The 15348-nt window shown below is 63.2% G+C and carries 11 protein-coding genes and 1 tRNA gene; 5 read left to right on the forward strand and 7 right to left on the reverse strand.

Going from position 1 to position 15348, the window contains the following annotated elements; all coding sequences use genetic code 11:
• Positions 1-99: 99 nt before the first annotated feature.
• The 3 genes from H5P29_RS19380 to H5P29_RS19390 all read left to right on the forward strand — a co-directional run bounded on the left by H5P29_RS19380 (position 100) and on the right by H5P29_RS19390 (position 3397).
• Complete coding sequence (locus H5P29_RS19380; RefSeq protein ID WP_371818574.1) at positions 100-1920, forward strand: extracellular solute-binding protein; 1821 nt, start codon at positions 100-102, stop codon at positions 1918-1920.
• A 28-nt stretch (positions 1921-1948) separates the two neighbouring features.
• Positions 1949-2626 (forward strand): DsbA family oxidoreductase, encoded by a 678-nt coding sequence (locus H5P29_RS19385; RefSeq protein ID WP_067962198.1) that lies wholly within the window; start codon positions 1949-1951, stop codon positions 2624-2626.
• A gap of 303 nt (positions 2627-2929) precedes the next feature.
• A complete protein-coding gene (locus tag H5P29_RS19390) occupies positions 2930-3397 on the forward strand; it encodes a GNAT family N-acetyltransferase (protein ID WP_067962200.1) in 468 nt (155 codons plus the stop codon).
• Positions 3398-3466: 69 nt separating this feature from the next.
• On the opposite strand, the gene mfd is transcribed toward H5P29_RS19390, so the two are convergent.
• Positions 3467-6967 carry a transcription-repair coupling factor gene (gene mfd / locus H5P29_RS19395; protein WP_067962201.1) on the reverse strand — a complete coding sequence of 1167 codons (3501 nt, stop codon included), beginning with the start codon at positions 6965-6967 and terminating at the stop codon, positions 3467-3469.
• 8 nt (positions 6968-6975) lie between these two features.
• Positions 6976-7263, reverse strand: a complete 288-nt coding sequence (locus H5P29_RS19400) for a succinate dehydrogenase assembly factor 2 (RefSeq protein WP_067962202.1) — start codon at positions 7261-7263, stop codon at positions 6976-6978.
• Positions 7264-7355: 92 nt separating this feature from the next.
• Between H5P29_RS19400 and recG the strand changes: the two genes are divergently transcribed.
• Positions 7356-9464, forward strand: coding sequence for an ATP-dependent DNA helicase RecG (gene recG, locus H5P29_RS19405; protein WP_154387377.1), 2109 nt, complete (start codon positions 7356-7358; stop codon positions 9462-9464).
• Here the strand turns inward: recG and H5P29_RS19410 are convergent.
• The 5 genes from H5P29_RS19410 to H5P29_RS19430 all read right to left on the reverse strand — a co-directional run bounded on the left by H5P29_RS19410 (position 9416) and on the right by H5P29_RS19430 (position 14998).
• Positions 9416-10171 (reverse strand): DUF502 domain-containing protein, encoded by a 756-nt coding sequence (locus H5P29_RS19410; protein ID WP_067962205.1) that lies wholly within the window; start codon positions 10169-10171, stop codon positions 9416-9418. The two genes, recG and H5P29_RS19410, sit on opposite strands and share 49 nt — an antisense overlap.
• A gap of 83 nt (positions 10172-10254) precedes the next feature.
• Positions 10255-12078: a glutamine--fructose-6-phosphate transaminase (isomerizing) gene (gene glmS / locus H5P29_RS19415; protein WP_067962207.1), complete on the reverse strand. Its 1824-nt coding sequence runs from the start codon at positions 12076-12078 to the stop codon at positions 10255-10257.
• A 146-nt stretch (positions 12079-12224) separates the two neighbouring features.
• Positions 12225-13592 (reverse strand): bifunctional UDP-N-acetylglucosamine diphosphorylase/glucosamine-1-phosphate N-acetyltransferase GlmU, encoded by a 1368-nt coding sequence (glmU, locus tag H5P29_RS19420; RefSeq protein WP_154387376.1) that lies wholly within the window; start codon positions 13590-13592, stop codon positions 12225-12227.
• A 99-nt stretch (positions 13593-13691) separates the two neighbouring features.
• Positions 13692-14438, reverse strand: a complete 747-nt coding sequence (locus tag H5P29_RS19425) for a cytochrome c biogenesis CcdA family protein (RefSeq protein WP_067962212.1) — start codon at positions 14436-14438, stop codon at positions 13692-13694.
• Between the two features lie 221 nt (positions 14439-14659).
• Positions 14660-14998 carry a hypothetical protein gene (locus H5P29_RS19430; RefSeq protein WP_067962214.1) on the reverse strand — a complete coding sequence of 113 codons (339 nt, stop codon included), beginning with the start codon at positions 14996-14998 and terminating at the stop codon, positions 14660-14662.
• 261 nt (positions 14999-15259) lie between these two features.
• On the opposite strand from H5P29_RS19430, the gene H5P29_RS19435 reads away from it, so the two are divergent.
• A tRNA-Lys gene (locus H5P29_RS19435) sits at positions 15260-15335 on the forward strand.
• Positions 15336-15348: the final 13 nt, after the last annotated feature.

The raw sequence follows: 15348 nt of genomic DNA on the forward strand, positions 1-15348 counted from the left end.
CATGCATTTCTTGTGCCTTGCGCCAGCAATGGACGGGCCACATACGCCTGCGCTACGCTTCGAATCAGCAAAGCTTCCCCGAATTCGTGGAGAATCGTCGTGAGACGCACTCTTTCGCTGCTGGTTGCCACCGCCGCCATCACAACTCTGGCGCCGCGCGCCGCTCTGGCCGAGCCCGTTCATGGCCTTTCCATGCATGGCACCCCTGCCCTGCCCGCCGATTTCAAGAACTTTCCCTACGCCAATCCCGACGCCCCCAAGGGCGGCAAGATCACCTACTGCGTCATCGGCAGCTTCGACAATCTCAACCCGTTCATCATCAAGAGCCTGCGCACCACCGCGCGCGGCATGATAGATACGATCTACGGCAATCTCGTCTTCGAATCGCTGATGCAGCGCAGTGCCGACGAGGCCTTCAGCATCTATGGCCTGACTGCCAAGTCGGTCGACATCGACCCCGAGCGCAAATGGATCGAGTTCCACCTCGACCCCAACGCCAAGTGGTCGGACGGCCAGCAGATCACGCCCGACGATGTCATCTTCACCTATGAGGTCTTCACCGAAAAGGGACGCCCGCCCTACAGCGACCGCATGGCCAAGATCGAGAAGATCGAAAAGACCGGGGACAACAGCGTCCGCTTCAACTTCAATGACAAGGCCGACCGCGAATTCCCACTGATCATCGCGCTGACGCCGATCGTGCCCAAACACGCCTTCTCCAAGGACACGTTCGACCAGACCACACTGAAACCGCTCGTCGGCAGCGGCCCTTATACGGTTGCCGAAGTGAAGCCCGGCGAGCGCATCGTCTTCAAGCGCAATCCCGAATATTGGGCACGCGACATCCCGTCCAAGCGCGGCTTCGACAATTACGACCAGATCACCATCGAGTATTTCCTCAACGCCGCTGCCCAGTTCGAGGCGTTCAAGAAGGGCATCTGCGACACCTTCACCGAGGCCGATCCGGTCAAGCGCGCACGTGGCTTCGATTTCCCTGCCTTCAAGAACGGCGACATCGTCGCCGAGACCTTCAAGAGCGGCCTTCCGCCTGTCGTCACCGGCTTCATGTTCAACACCCGGCTGGCGAAATTCGCCAACCCTGAGGTTCGCCAGGCGCTCGGCATGCTTTACGACTTCGAATGGGCCAACCGAAACCTGTTCGCCGGCAAGTATGAGCGCACCGTCAGCTATTGGCAGGGTTCGGAGCTTTCCGCCTTTGGCGTGCCGGCCAACGACAAGGAAAAGGCGCTGCTGGCGCCCTTCCCCGATGCGGTGCGCCCCGACATCATGGACGGCACATGGCGCCCACCTGTCACCGACGGCTCCGGTCAGGACCGCAAGGTGATGAAACAGGCATTCGAGCTGTTCAAGGCCGCCGGCTACACCTTGCAGGGCGGCAAGATGCTCGATGCACAAGGCGCGCCCTTCGCCTTCGAGATCCTGACTTCGTCCGAGGCCGAGCAGCGGCTTGCCGCGCTTTACCAGCGCACGCTGGAAAAGCTCGGTATCGCGGTCACCATCCGCGCGCTCGAAGCCGACCAGATTCAGTCACGCAAGCAGGCTTTCGAATTCGACGCGCTGATCGGCGTCACAGGCTTCACCGGGACCCTGTCGCCGGGCATCGAACAGATCGGGCGCTGGGGCTCGTCGTCGGCCCAGAAGCCTGGCTCATTCAATCTTGCCGGCGTTTCCAGCCCCGCCGTCGACGCAATGATCGACGCCATGCTCAAGGCGCGCGAGAAGGAAGATTTCGTGGCTGCGGTGCGTGCCCTCGACCGTCTCTTGATCTCCGGCAACTATATGGTGCCGTTCCAACACAACTCCGAGCAGTGGATCGCATTTGCGAAGAGACTAAAACATCCGGAAAAAACACCCATATTTGGCTATCAGTTGCCGGTCTGGTGGAGTCAGGGCGGTTAATCGAACTGCTTGAGCTAAGGACTTTTCCATGTCTGAACAGAACCGGATCACCATCGACGTCGTCTCGGATGTTGTCTGCCCGTGGTGTTTTCTTGGCATGAAGCGCCTCGAAAACGCCCTTGCCAGCCTGCCCGACATCAAGGCCGAGGTGCATTGGCGCCCGTTCCAGCTCGACCCGACGATCCCGCCCGAGGGCAAGGAACGCAAGGCCTACATGCTGGCGAAATTCTCGGACGAGAACCGGCTGAAACAGGTCCACGCCAATCTGGTCTCGCTGGGTGCTGTCGAAGGCATCTCGTTCGACTTCGACGCCATCACGGTTGCGCCGAACACGCTCGATGCCCACCGCCTCATCCGCTGGGCAGCGGCTTCGGGAGACGGCGTGCAGGACAAGCTCGCGCGTTTGCTGTTCAGCCTCTATTTCGAGCAGGGCAAGAACATCGGTGACCACGCCGTGCTGGTCGAAGCAGCGCGCGAAGCCGGCATGGATACGGCGGTCGTCGAATCGCTGCTCGCCACCGACGCCGACCGCGACGACGTCACCAACGAGATCGTCACCGCCTCGCGCATGGGGATCACAGGCGTGCCCTGCTTCCTGCTCGACGGCAAATACGCGGTCATGGGCGCCCAGGACTCGGCCACCCTTGCCGATGCCATTCGGCAAGTGGCAGCCGAAAAGGCTGCCGGCGAGCCGACGCTCAACTAAGCCCGCCCGGCCGCTGCGCCGGTCGGTGTGATACAATGTATCCAAAGCCCCCTTCGCTTCGGCGATCGGGGCTTTTTTGGTGTTGGCGATAAGCAGTGCCGGCGATGGAGCGTCAGTGCCCATTGGGGCCGACATCGGGGATTAATGGCTTCATGGACGCCACGGCATGGAGCGGCCAAGGGCCTTGTGTGAATTCGCGACGACGCGTGAGCGTGACACCCCTCGCCTGCTCAGGCCACTCTTGGCCAGAAACAGCAATTTGGGCTACGCAAGTAACCGCGATCGTTCGAGGCAATTTCCGCAATGAAAGACATAGCGTCCCGGCCCTACGTGGCCGAAGACTTTGCCGCCTGTCTGGCGATATTCGACAGCAACGTGCCGACCTTCTTTGCTCCGGAAGAGCGCGCGGACTTTTGCCAATTTCTGGAAAGCATCGATACCGAAGGTTGGCCCTATCTGGTGCTCACACGCAATGGGTCGGTCATCGCCTGTGGCGGGCTGGCAGTCGAGCCAGAACGCAAGCGCGCCAGCTTGGCATGGGGAATGGTCGACAGGGTGTTTCACGGACAGGGTCTGGGGACCAGATTGACGCAGGCCAGATTGGCGCAGGCACGCGCTATCCCTGGCATCGCAGAACTGATCCTGGAAACCAGCCAACACACCCATGGCTTCTATGAGAAGTTCGGCTTCACCGCCTCGAGAGTCACGCCCGATGGTTTCGCGCCAGGGTTGGACCGCTGGAACATGACGTTGCGCCTTACGGACACCTGATCCAATCCAGCGGCTGCTCCGGCATCGCGCCCCTGGCGATGCCGGTCCCTATCCCATGCGCACGGCATCTCAAGCCGCCTGTTCGGCCAACTTCGCCAGTTGCGTCATGATGACGGCCGAGCCGGCCAGGCGCTTTTCAGGGTTCGGCCAGTCGCGGGCGAACACCACCGAGTGATCCGGCCTGATCTTGGCCAGCGAACCCTGCTCGGCGATGTAGCGCACCAGACCCGCCGGATTGGCAAACTCCTTCTTGCGGAACTGCACCACCACGCCCTTCGGCCCGGCATCCAGCTTTTCAACATTGGCCTTGCGGCACAAAGCCTTGATGAAGACGATCTTGAGCAGGTGCTTGACCTCCTCCGGCAACGGCCCGAAGCGGTCGATGAGCTCGGCGCCAAAACCGTCGATCTCCTCGGTGTTTTCGAGATCGCCAAGTCGACGGTAGAGCGCCAGTCTGAGCTGCAGGTCGGGCACATAGCCTTCCGGGATCATGACAGCCGTGCCGACAGCGATCAGCGGCGACCAGCCGGTGTCGATCGCCTCACCGCTGCCGCGCAGCTCGGCCACTGCCTCTTCCAGCATCTGCTGGTAGAGCTCGAAGCCGACTTCCTTGATGTGGCCCGACTGCTCCTCGCCGAGGAGGTTGCCGGCGCCACGGATGTCGAGGTCGTGGCTGGCGAGCTGGAAGCCGGCGCCCAGAGTATCGAGCGACTGCAGCACCTTGAGCCTGCGGTCGGCGGTGGCAGTCAGCGTCCGGTTGGCGGGCAGCGTGAACAACGCATAGGCGCGCACCTTAGAGCGCCCGACGCGCCCACGCAGCTGATAGAGCTGCGCCAAGCCGAACATGTCGGCGCGGTGCACGATCAGCGTGTTTGCGGTCGGAATGTCTAGGCCCGATTCGACGATGGTCGTCGACAGCAGCACGTCGTACTGGCCGTCATAGAAGGCGTTCATGATGTCGTCGAGCTCGCCTGGCGGCATCTGGCCATGCGCCACCGCCACCTTCAATTCAGGCACCGATTCCTGCAGGAACTGATGAATTTCGGCGAGATCGGCGATGCGCGGCACGACATAGAAGCTGTGGCCGCCGCGATAGCGCTCGCGCAGCAGCGTCTCGCGGATGACCAATGGGTCGAAGGGCGAGATGAAGCTGCGCACCGCCATGCGGTCGACCGGCGGCGTGGCGATCAGCGACAACTCGCGCACACCGGTCAGCGCCAGCTGCAGCGTGCGCGGGATCGGCGTCGCCGACAGCGTCAGCACGTGCACGTCGCTCTTCAGCTCCTTGAGCCGCTCCTTGTGCTTGACGCCGAAATGCTGCTCCTCGTCGATGATCAGCAGGCCGAGGTTCTTGAACTGTATCGACGAGCCGAGCAGTGCATGTGTGCCGACGACGATGTCGACAGTACCGTCTGATATGCCTTGCTTGGTCTCGGCAAGTTCCTTGCTGCCGACGAGCCTGGAGGCCTGCCGCACCTTGACCGGCAGGCCGGCGAAACGCTGCGAGAAGGTCTTGAAATGTTGGCGCGACAACAAGGTCGTCGGCACCACGACCGCCACCTGGAAACCTTCCATGGCGGCAATAAAGGCCGCGCGGAGGGCAACCTCGGTTTTTCCAAAGCCGACGTCGCCGCAGATCAGGCGGTCCATCGGCTTGCCGGCACCCAGGTCCTCCATCACTGAATCGATGGCGCTCTGCTGGTCGTCGGTCTCCTCATAGGGGAACCGCGCCGCGAATTCGCCATAGACGCCATCAGGCGGGTTCATCGCGGGTGCTTCGCGCATATGCCGTTCGGCGGCAAGCTTGATAAGTTGCCCGGCCATCTCCAGCAGGCGCCGCTTGAGCTTGGCCTTGCGCGACTGCCAGGCGCCGCCGCCGAGCTTGTCGAGCTGGGCCTCGGCTGAGTCCGAGCCATAGCGCGACAGAAGCTCGATGTTTTCGACCGGCAGGAACAGCCGGCCGTCCGAGGCGTAGTGGATTTCGAGGCAGTCATGCGGCGCACCGGCCGCCTCGATTGTCTTGAGGCCGACAAAGCGGCCGATGCCGTGGTCGGCGTGGACGACGATGTCGCCCGACGACAGCGACGCTGCCTCGGCGATGAAGTCGGCAGCGCGCTTGCGCTTCTTCGAGCGCCGGATCAGCCGGTCGCCGAGAATGTCTTGCTCGGCAACGACGACGAGGTCACCTGACTCGAAGCCGGCCTCGATCGGCAGCACCGCGAGGCCCGCTTCGCCCGGCTTCAGCGCCTCGACCTCGGCCATGTTCGCCACACGCTTGAGGTTGCCGAGCTCGTGCTCGTCGAGGATCTGCGTCAGCCGGTCGAGCGAGCCTTCGGTCCAGCCGGCGACAACGACGCGGCGCTTGGCCGCCCGCTGGTCGGCGATGTGCCGGGCCACCACGTCGAAGACGTTGGCGTTCGGGTCGGCGCGCTCCTCGGCAAAGCTGCGGCCGGCATGCGAACCGGCATGCAGCACCTTGCGTCCGCTCGAAAACGGCGTGTCGAACGGCGTAAGCTCAGCATTGACCTGGTCGGCGAGCGCGGTGAACACCTCTTCGGGCGACAGATACATCTGATCTGGCGCCACAGGCTTGTAGGGCACGGCATCTTTGAGCCCCTTGCCCTCGCCCTGCTTGCGGCGGGCCTCGTAGTGATCAAGGATCAGCGCATGGCGCTCGCCCAAAGCCTCGCGCGCCAGATGGTCGAACACCACAGGCGCGTCGGGCAGGTAGTCAAAGATCGTTTCGAGATGCGAATAATAGAACGGCAGCCAGTGCTCCATGCCGGCAAAGCGCCTGCCTTCGCTGACCGCGGCGTACAGAGCATCGTCGCGCGACGGCGCGCCAAAGGCTTCGATGTAACTGCGGCGGAACTTGCTGATCGTCTCCGGCGTCAGCGCCACCTCGCTCATCGCCTGGAGTACCACCTGATTGCGGCTGCCCGTCGTGCGCTGGCTGGCGACGTCGAAGGCACGGATCGTCTCCAGCGTGTCACCGAAGAAGTCGAGGCGCAGCGCATCCGCAGCACCCGGCGCATATAGGTCGAGGATGCCGCCACGCACGGCGAATTCACCGACGCCGCGCACCGTCGGCACGCGCTCGAAGCCAGCCCGTTCGAGCCGCGCCACCAGTTGGTTCATCTCGACCTGGTTGCCCGGCTTGGCGCGGAATTCCTGCGCTTCGAGCGCAGCCGACGGCGGCATGCGCTGCAGAAGCGCATTGGCCGTCGTCAGCACGATCGCCCGATGCGGCTCTTTCCTCAATGCGATTATCGCCGCCAGCGCATCGAGCCGGCGCGCTGCCGTATCCGACCCCGGCGACACGCGGTCGTAGGGCAGGCAGTCCCAGGCCGGCAGTTCGAGCACCGGCAGGTCGGGCGCGACGAAAGCCAGCGCTTCGACGATCTGCGGCAGCCGCTGTCCGTCGCGCGCGACAAACAGCAGCGGCTTGTCAGGCGCCGTCTCGGCGGCGGCGATGGCGAGCGCGAAGGCCTCATAGCCGTCGGCGACGCCGTCGACGATGAACTGTCCGGCGCGACCCTTGGGCAGGCCGATTGCTTTGGTCAGGCTCATGATTTCACTCAGGCTGTGAACGCGCCGCGCGACGCCACGATCTGGCGATAGACGTCATGGTCGACAGCTTCAGGCACCGGGTGCTCGCCGATGATCCAGGACAGCAGCTCCTTGTCGGTGATGTCGAGCAGCACCTCGTAGAGGTCGAGCTCCGCATCGCTCAGCCTGTCGATATTGGCGTCGGCGAAACTGCCGAGGATCAGGTCCATCTCGCGCATACCGCGATGCCAGGAGCGGAACAAAAGCTTGCGCCTGCGCATATCAAGCCCTTCGCTCGAGCGTGTCGATCCGGTCATGTCAGCAATCCTCTGATGTCGAGGCGCATATAGCGTGGATAGCCGGCCATGTCAGCCTTTGCCCGGGCTGCAGCAGCGCATAAGCTGACACGATGCGTCCATCCCTTCTCGATCCCCTGTTCTCCCCCATCACTTCGCTCACCGGCATCGGACCTAAGGTTGCCGTGCTGATCGAAAAGGTCGTGCCTGCCGATCTCGGCGACCGGTCCGCCCGCGTCGGCGACCTCGCTTTCATATTGCCCAACAGCGTCATCGACCGCCGCAACCGACCTGGTATCGCGCTCGCCGCGGAAGGTGCCATCGTCACGCTGGAGGTCCGCATCGACCGCCACCAGCCGGCGCCGCGCGGCAACCGCTCGGCGCCCTACCGCGTCTTTGCGCATGACGACACAGGTGAGATCACGCTGACCTTCTTCCATGCGCATGCCGCCTATCTCGAAAAGGCGATGCCCGAGGGCGAGAAAGTCATCGTCTCGGGCCGCATGGAGTGGTTCAACGGCCGCCCCTCGATGGTTCATCCTGACCACATCGCGCTTGCCAGCGAGGCCGACAAGCTGCCGCTGGTCGAACCTGTCTATCCGCTGACGGCGGGCCTGTCGGCCAAGGTGCTGCGCCGCGCCATCGGCCAGTCGCTCGAACGGGTGCCTGAGATGCCTGAGTGGCTCGACGGCGATGTCATACGCCGGCAGAGTTTTCCCGCTTTCGCGGCGTCGCTGCAACGCGTCCACAATCCTGCTGATCCGATCGACGCCTCGCCCGAAAATGCCGCCTGGCGCCGCCTCGCCTATGACGAGTTGCTTGCCGGCCAGGTGTCGCTCGCCCTCGTCCGCGCCCGCGTGCGCAAGCTGCATGGTCGGCCACTGACTGGCGACGGCCGCCTCGTCAACGCACTCCGCGCGGCACTGCCTTATCAACTGACCGGCTCGCAGCAGGCCGCCCTGGAAGAGATCGATGCCGACCTCGCCAAACCCGAACGCATGCTGCGCCTGCTTCAGGGCGACGTCGGCTCGGGCAAGACGGTGGTCGCACTTCTGGCCATGGCTCGAGCCGTCGAGGCGGGAGGCCAGGCGGCACTGATGGCGCCGACGGAAATCCTTGCCCGCCAGCATCTGGCGACAATCGCGCCCTTGGCCGAACGAGTCGGCATGCGCGTGGCGATCCTGACCGGCCGCGAAAAGGGCCGCGACCGCGCCCAGACGCTGGCGGGGCTCGAAAGCGGCGAGATCGACATCGTAATCGGCACCCACGCCTTGTTCCAGGATACAGTCACCTTCCGCGACATGGCGCTGGCCGTCATCGATGAGCAGCACCGCTTCGGCGTGCACCAGCGCCTTGCCATGAACGCCAAGGGCCAGGCGCCCGACATGCTGGTCATGACCGCGACGCCGATCCCACGCACGCTGGTGCTCACCGCCTTCGGCGACATGGATGTGTCGCGCCTGACCGAAAAGCCGGCCGGCCGACAGCCGATCCGCACTGTCACCATGCCGCTCGAGCGCTTGGAGGAACTCGTCGGCCGCATGCGCGACGCCGTCGCCGAAGGCCAGAAGGTCTATTGGATCTGCCCGCTGGTCGAGGAATCCGAAGAGATCAAGCTGATGTCTGCCGAGGATCGTTTCGCCTCGCTGCAGCCGGTCTTCGGCCAACGTATCGGCCTCGTTCATGGCCGGATGAAGGGCGCGGAGAAGGACGAGGCCATGCGCGCCTTCAAGGAGGGCGAAACGCGTGTGCTGATCGCCACCACCGTCATCGAAGTCGGCGTCGACGTGCCCGACGCCACCATCATCGTCATCGAGCACGCCGAGCGCTTCGGCCTCGCCCAGTTGCACCAGCTGCGCGGTCGCGTCGGCCGCGGTTTGAAACCATCTTCCTGCGTGCTGCTCTACAAGGATCCGCTTGGCGAAACCGCCAAGCGCCGGCTGTCGGTCATGCGTGAAACCGAGGACGGCTTCCTCATCGCAGAGGAAGACCTCAAACTGCGCGGCGAAGGCGAGTTGCTGGGCACGCGCCAGTCCGGCACGCCGGGCTTCCAGATCGCGCGCATCGAAGCGCACGCCGACCTCCTGGAAATCGCCCGCGACGACGCGCGCCTGATCCTTGCTCGTGATCCAGAGCTCGTGTCGCCACGCGGGGAAGCGTTGCGCCTGCTGCTTTACGTGTTCGGCAGGGACGAGGCCGTGCGCTTGCTGAGGGCCGGCTGAGGCAGCGCGCCGGCAGGAGGGTTGCCGATGGGCCCTTCGATCGCCTTGCTCTTGGCTGCTGCGCCCGGCGCCGGTTCTGGCACCACAAGGCCAGCCGAGACGATCAGCTTGGCGCCGTCCTCGATGCTCATGTCGAGCAGCACGACCTCGGAGCGATGCACATACATCAGGAATCCCGTGGTCGGATTGGGCGTGCACGGCATGAACACCGCAATCAGCGGGTCGCCTTCCTTGTCGAGCTTGTCATTGATCTCCGTCCGCTTTTCATTGCCGACAAAAACGATCGACCAGACACCCTTGCGCGGATATTCGACCATGCCGACGGTCCGGAACATGTCGCTCTTATTCGACAGCGCGGTCTCGAACAGCTGCTTCAGCGTCTTGTACAGGCCGCGCACCAGCGGGGTCCTGTTCAGGAGCCGCTCGCCGAATCCGACGATGGCGCGTCCGATGAAGTTGGCCGTCAGGAAACCGATCAGCGTGATCATCACCAGGGCGACGATCAGGCCGAAACCCGGCACCCGAATCGACAGATAGGTATCGGGATTGTAGCTCGCCGGAATATACGGCTTTACCCAGGAGTCGGCCCAGCCGATGAACGACCAGACGATATAGATGGTCAGCACCAGCGGCGCGCAGACGATGAAACCGGTGAGGAAATAGTTCCTCAGCCGCGTCATCCCAGAAGTCTTGTGGCCATCCGACATCGTTCACCGCCGCACCGTTTGCAGCGCAACATTAGTCAAGCGCGCGACGCTTTGGAACACAGATCTTGGTAGGGGTGTCGGCCCTACTCCACTGTCACCGACTTTGCCAGGTTGCGCGGCTGGTCGACGTCGGTGCCCATGAACACGGCCGTGAAATAGGCCAGCATCTGGATCGGCAAGGCATAGATGATCGGCGCGATGAACTCCGGCACGTCGGGCAACACGATGGTCTCGAGTGTCTTCACCGTCGCCTGCGCGGCACCCTTCTGGTCGGTGATCAGGATGATCTTGCCGCCGCGGGCCGCCACTTCCTGCATGTTCGACACGGTCTTTTCAAAGATGCGGTCATGTGGAGCGATGACGATGACAGGCATGTTCTCATCGATCAGTGCGATCGGGCCGTGCTTGAGCTCGCCGGCGGCATAACCCTCGGCATGAATGTAGGAGATTTCCTTGAGCTTGAGCGCGCCTTCCATGGCGAGCGGGAAATTGGTGTCGCGGCCGAGATAGAGCACGTGCTTGTAGGAAGCCAGCTCACGCGAAACCTTCTCTATCTGCTTGTCGAGCTTGAGCACCTGGGCAGCATAGCGCGGCGTCTCCGACAGGCTGCGCACCAGCGCCTTTTCTTCTTCCGCCGTAATCGTCCCGCGTTGCGAGGCGGCCCGTATGGTCAACGCCGCCAGCACCGAAAGTTGGCAGGTGAAGGCCTTGGTCGAGGCAACACCGATCTCGGGGCCGGCAAGCGTCGGCATCACGACGTCGGATTCGCGCGCCATCGTCGATTCGCGTACATTGACGATCGCGCCGATCGGCACGCCTTCCTTACGGCAGTAGCGCAGCGACGCCAGCGTGTCGGCGGTTTCACCCGACTGCGAGACGAAGAACGCAGCACTCTTCCTAGAGATCGGCATCTCGCGGTAGCGGAACTCCGAGGCGACATCGATGTCGACCGGCAGCCGTGCGTGGCGCTCGAACCAGTATTTGCCGACGAGCCCGGCAAGATAGGCCGTACCGCAGGCCGAAACCGCGAGGCGGTCGATGTCGGCGAAGTTGAACGGCAAGTCGAGCGGCTTAGACGTCCCTTGCGTGAAGTCGAGATAGTGCGCCAGCGTGTGCGAGATCACCTCCGGCTGCTCATGGATTTCCTTTTCCATGAAATGGCGGTGATTGCCCTTGTCGACGAGATAGCTTGTGCCGACCGACTGGCGCCGCTGGCGCTCCACCGGCACACGATCCATCGTGTAGATCTGGAATTCGTTGCGGCGCACCACCGCCCAGTCGCCGTCTTCAAGGTAAGTGACCGAGTTGGTGAAGGGCGCAAGCGCAATCGCATCCGAGCCCAAGAACATCTCGCCCTCGCCATGGCCGACAGCCAGCGGTGGCCCATTGCGGGCGCCGACGATCAGGTCCTCGTCGCCCTTGAACATGATGGCGAGCGCGAAGGCGCCGTTGAGGCGCTTCAGCGCCGCATGCGCTGCATCGATAGGCTTGGTGCCACGCGCCAGTTCACGCGCAATCAGATGCGCCACGACCTCCGTGTCGGTCTGCGACGTGAACTCATAGCCATCGGCCATGAGTTCCTGACGCAGCTCGGCAAAATTCTCGATGATGCCATTGTGGACGATCGCCACGCCGTTGGAAAAATGCGGGTGCGCATTGGTCTCGTTCGGCACGCCGTGCGTTGCCCAGCGCGTATGGCCGATGCCGATATTGCCATCCAGCGGCTCGGCCTTGAGCCGGCGCTCGAGATTGACAAGCTTGCCCTCGGCGCGGCGGCGCGCCAGTTCGCCATTCTCAATCGTGGCGACACCGGCGGAATCATAACCGCGGTATTCCAGCCGCTTCAGCGCATCCACGATCAGCGGCGCAACCGGCGTCTGGCCGACGATACCAACGATTCCGCACATGATTTTGCCCCGTCCAATCCCTCAAAACCCTGTCGGCCTTTTAGGCAGCACAGCAGCCAAGCGGAAGTCACATTCCGTTTCGCAACGTATCAGCCGCCCGACCGGGCAAGAAGGACCATCCATGGCACGGCAGGATTGAAATGCCGTTACTTTGCACCCGCCTTTTTCGCAGCGGCGGCAGAGGCGAAGCGTTCGCGCAATTCCTTGCCCTTGCCCGGCAAGGTCTTCTGGCGCGCCCGACCAAAGGCCAGTGCATCCCCGGGCACTTCCTCTGTTATGACGCTGCCCGAGGCGACATAGGCGCCGGCCCCGATGACAATCGGCGCAACCAGCGACGAGTTCGAGCCGATGAATGCGCCCTCGCCGATATCGGTGAAGAATTTCGAGTAGCCGTCATAGTTGCAGGTGATCGTGCCCGCGCCGATGTTGGCGCCGACGCCGACGCGCGCATCGCCGATATAGGTCAGGTGGTTGATCTTGGCGCCCTTCTCGACCGTCGCCTTCTTGACCTCGCAGAAATTGCCGACCTTGGCTTTCTCATGCAGCTCCGCACCCGGGCGCAGCCGGGCATATGGCCCGACCTCGGCACGGGGGCCGACATCGGCGCCTTCGAGATGGCTGAACGCATGGATGACGGCGCCGTCGGCAACCTTCACATCAGGACCGAACCAGACGTTCGGCTCGACCAGCACGTCGGCGCCGATCTCCGTATCATGCGAAAAATAGACGGTTTCGGGCGCAATCAGCGTCGCACCGTCGAGCATGGCCTGCCGGCGGCGGCGCTTTTGCCAGATCGCCTCGGCTTCGGCGAGTTCCGCCCGGTTGTTGATGCCAAGCACGCTTTCGAAGCTCGCCTCGGTGGCAACAACCATGAGACTGGCCTTGTCGGCGATCTCGACGATGTCGGTAAGGTAGAACTCGCCCTTGGCGTTTGAATTGCCGACTTGATCGAGCAGCCTCAGCGCATCCTTGCCCGCAATTGCCATCAGCCCGGCATTGCAGAATGCGATCTTGCGTTCTTCGTCGGTGCAATCCTTGTCCTCGCGAATGGCGACTAGGCGCCCATCCTTCTCCAAAAGGCGGCCATAACCTGCCGGGTTCGGCGGCCGGAAGCCGATGACGACCACGGCAGCCCCCTCGGCAAGCTTCTGACGCGCCAAGGCAAGCGAATCGGCCTCGACCAGCGGCGTGTCGCCGAACATTACCAGAATGTCGTCATGGCCCTTGGCGATCGCCGCCCGTGCCGCCAGCACCGCATGAGCCGTACCCAACCGCTCAGCCTGGACGAATGCATCCGCCTTCGGCGCGAACGCCTCCGCTGCCTTCTTCACCGCGTCGCCGCCATGCCCCACCACCAGCGCGACTGCGTCGGCGCCTGCGCCCTCGGCGGCCCTGGCGACATGCGCCACCATCGGCAGATTGGCAATCTGGTGCAGAACCTTGGGTGTCGCGCTCTTCATCCGAGTGCCCTCGCCGGCGGCAAGGATGATCGACAGGCAGGTTCTCGAGGTCATGGCGTCGTCCGGATTGGCAAGAAGAGGCGGGATTCGCCCGCCTTTCTAGCATTGCTGGCAATCGCCTCCAATGCACAGGCTATCTGGACGTTTTTGGAGCTAGCCGAGCTGGCCGAGCACCGGAAAGCGCTCCAGCAACCAGTAGGATGCGGTCTGCACGCCACCGGTCAGGAACAGCACGCCTGCAACCACCAGAAGCGCACCGATGGCCTTTTCGACCTTGCCGAGATGGACGCGGAACTTCTGCAGGAACCGCATGAAAGCGCCCGAAAACAGCGCCGCGATCAGGAACGGAATGCCAAGGCCGAGCGAATAGACAGCCAGCAGGGCAGCGCCCTCTCCCACCGTCTCGCGGCCGCCGGCCAGCGTCAGGATCGGCCCCAGCACCGGTCCGATGCACGGCGTCCAGCCAAAGGCAAAGGCTAGGCCCATCAGATAGGCGGCGAGATTGCTCGCCGGCTTGCCTTGCGACTGGAAGCGCGCCTCGCGCGAAAACAGCGGAATGCGCAGGATGCCGAGGAAATTGAGGCCCATCAGGATGATCAGCACGCCAGCCGCCATCGCCAGCGGTTCCTGCCAGGTTCGCAACAGCTGCCCGATCGTCGAGGCGCCAGCACCCAGCGCCACGAAGACGGTGGAAAAACCGAGCACGAAGCAGGCCGACGCGGTCAAAAGCGCGCCGCGGGCGCGGGAAACGGTTGCGGCCCCGCCCTCGGCCCGGAAGTCGTCGACCGAAACGCCCGCCATGTAGCAGAGGTAAGGCGGCACCAGCGGCAGCACGCAAGGCGACAGGAACGACAGGGCGCCCGCCCCCAATGCGCTGAGATAACCGACGTCCAATGCCATTCAATGCCGCTCCACAATGTGCAGGGCCGCTATAGCGGCAGCGGCAATCAGGTACCAATCACCATTTTGTGGCAGACGGGCCGGTTGCTTCCGGCCCGGTGCAGTTTTCTTCGGCGTTCCTGCGGCGTGCATTGCCGATAGCCACTCTATTCGGGGTTCGGCGCAAAAGGTGCCGAATCTATTCGCGGCGTGACCAGCCCGGGGCTTGCTCGAAGCCAGCCCTATTCGTGGATCGTGTATTCGCCGAGTTCGCAGAGGTTCTGCTTGTCCTCGGTGGTGTCGAGGTCTGAGCCTTCCTCGAATTCGAAGCGCATGTCGTATTCGCAGACGCTGCGGCCATCGGCGATGGTGATCTGCATGCTTTCGCCTGCGCCCAGCGTGTCGCGGCCGAAGATGTCGTCTTCCCACTGGTCAACGCCAACCGGCGAGGCGTAGAAATTCGTCAGCACCGATTTCGTGCCGTTCTTGAGCGTGAAAACAAGATCTTCTGCCTGTGCGACGGCGGGAATGACGGAAGTTGCGAAAACGGAAGCAACGGCGAGTTTCAAAAGAATACGCATCTATCAAATGTCCAAAACGATAAGCCCGATATTGGGCCCCCGATGTCTAGCAGCGCTGCCGGATGCCAGCAATATCACCAAGAGGTAATATTACGCGCGTGAGGGGTTGCCAGGAAATGCCGAGCGAGTTGAGTTGCAGGGTCGAGAGCCAATTGCCGGTGGCCATTCGACAGCCTGTTTGCAATGATGTTTTTCCGGTTGACCCGCCGGGACACTCTCCCTATGTTCCGCCGCAATTTCGGGGTCGCCATACGCCCCCGGGAGCGCGTAGCTCAGCCGGTAGAGCAACTGACTTTTAATCAGTAGGTCCAGGGTTCGAATCCCTGCGCGCTCACCACCTTCAAACTGTG

This window comes from Aminobacter sp. MDW-2 (assembly GCF_014250155.1).
Lineage (GTDB): Bacteria > Pseudomonadota > Alphaproteobacteria > Rhizobiales > Rhizobiaceae > Aminobacter > Aminobacter ciceronei.

Excerpts from the sequence above, each read along its gene's own strand:
- H5P29_RS19385 (WP_067962198.1), top strand. The coding sequence starts at position 1,949 with ATGTCTGAACAGAACCGGATCACCATCGACGTCGTCTCGGATGTTGTC.
- H5P29_RS19390 (WP_067962200.1), top strand. The coding sequence starts at position 2,930 with ATGAAAGACATAGCGTCCCGGCCCTACGTGGCCGAAGACTTTGCCGCC.
- mfd (WP_067962201.1), bottom strand. The coding sequence starts at position 6,967 with ATGAGCCTGACCAAAGCAATCGGCCTGCCCAAGGGTCGCGCCGGACAG.
- H5P29_RS19400 (WP_067962202.1), bottom strand. The coding sequence starts at position 7,263 with ATGACCGGATCGACACGCTCGAGCGAAGGGCTTGATATGCGCAGGCGC.
- recG (WP_154387377.1), top strand. The coding sequence starts at position 7,356 with ATGCGTCCATCCCTTCTCGATCCCCTGTTCTCCCCCATCACTTCGCTC.
- H5P29_RS19410 (WP_067962205.1), bottom strand. The coding sequence starts at position 10,171 with ATGTCGGATGGCCACAAGACTTCTGGGATGACGCGGCTGAGGAACTAT.
- glmS (WP_067962207.1), bottom strand. The coding sequence starts at position 12,078 with ATGTGCGGAATCGTTGGTATCGTCGGCCAGACGCCGGTTGCGCCGCTG.
- glmU (WP_154387376.1), bottom strand. The coding sequence starts at position 13,592 with ATGACCTCGAGAACCTGCCTGTCGATCATCCTTGCCGCCGGCGAGGGC.
- H5P29_RS19425 (WP_067962212.1), bottom strand. The coding sequence starts at position 14,438 with ATGGCATTGGACGTCGGTTATCTCAGCGCATTGGGGGCGGGCGCCCTG.
- H5P29_RS19430 (WP_067962214.1), bottom strand. The coding sequence starts at position 14,998 with ATGCGTATTCTTTTGAAACTCGCCGTTGCTTCCGTTTTCGCAACTTCC.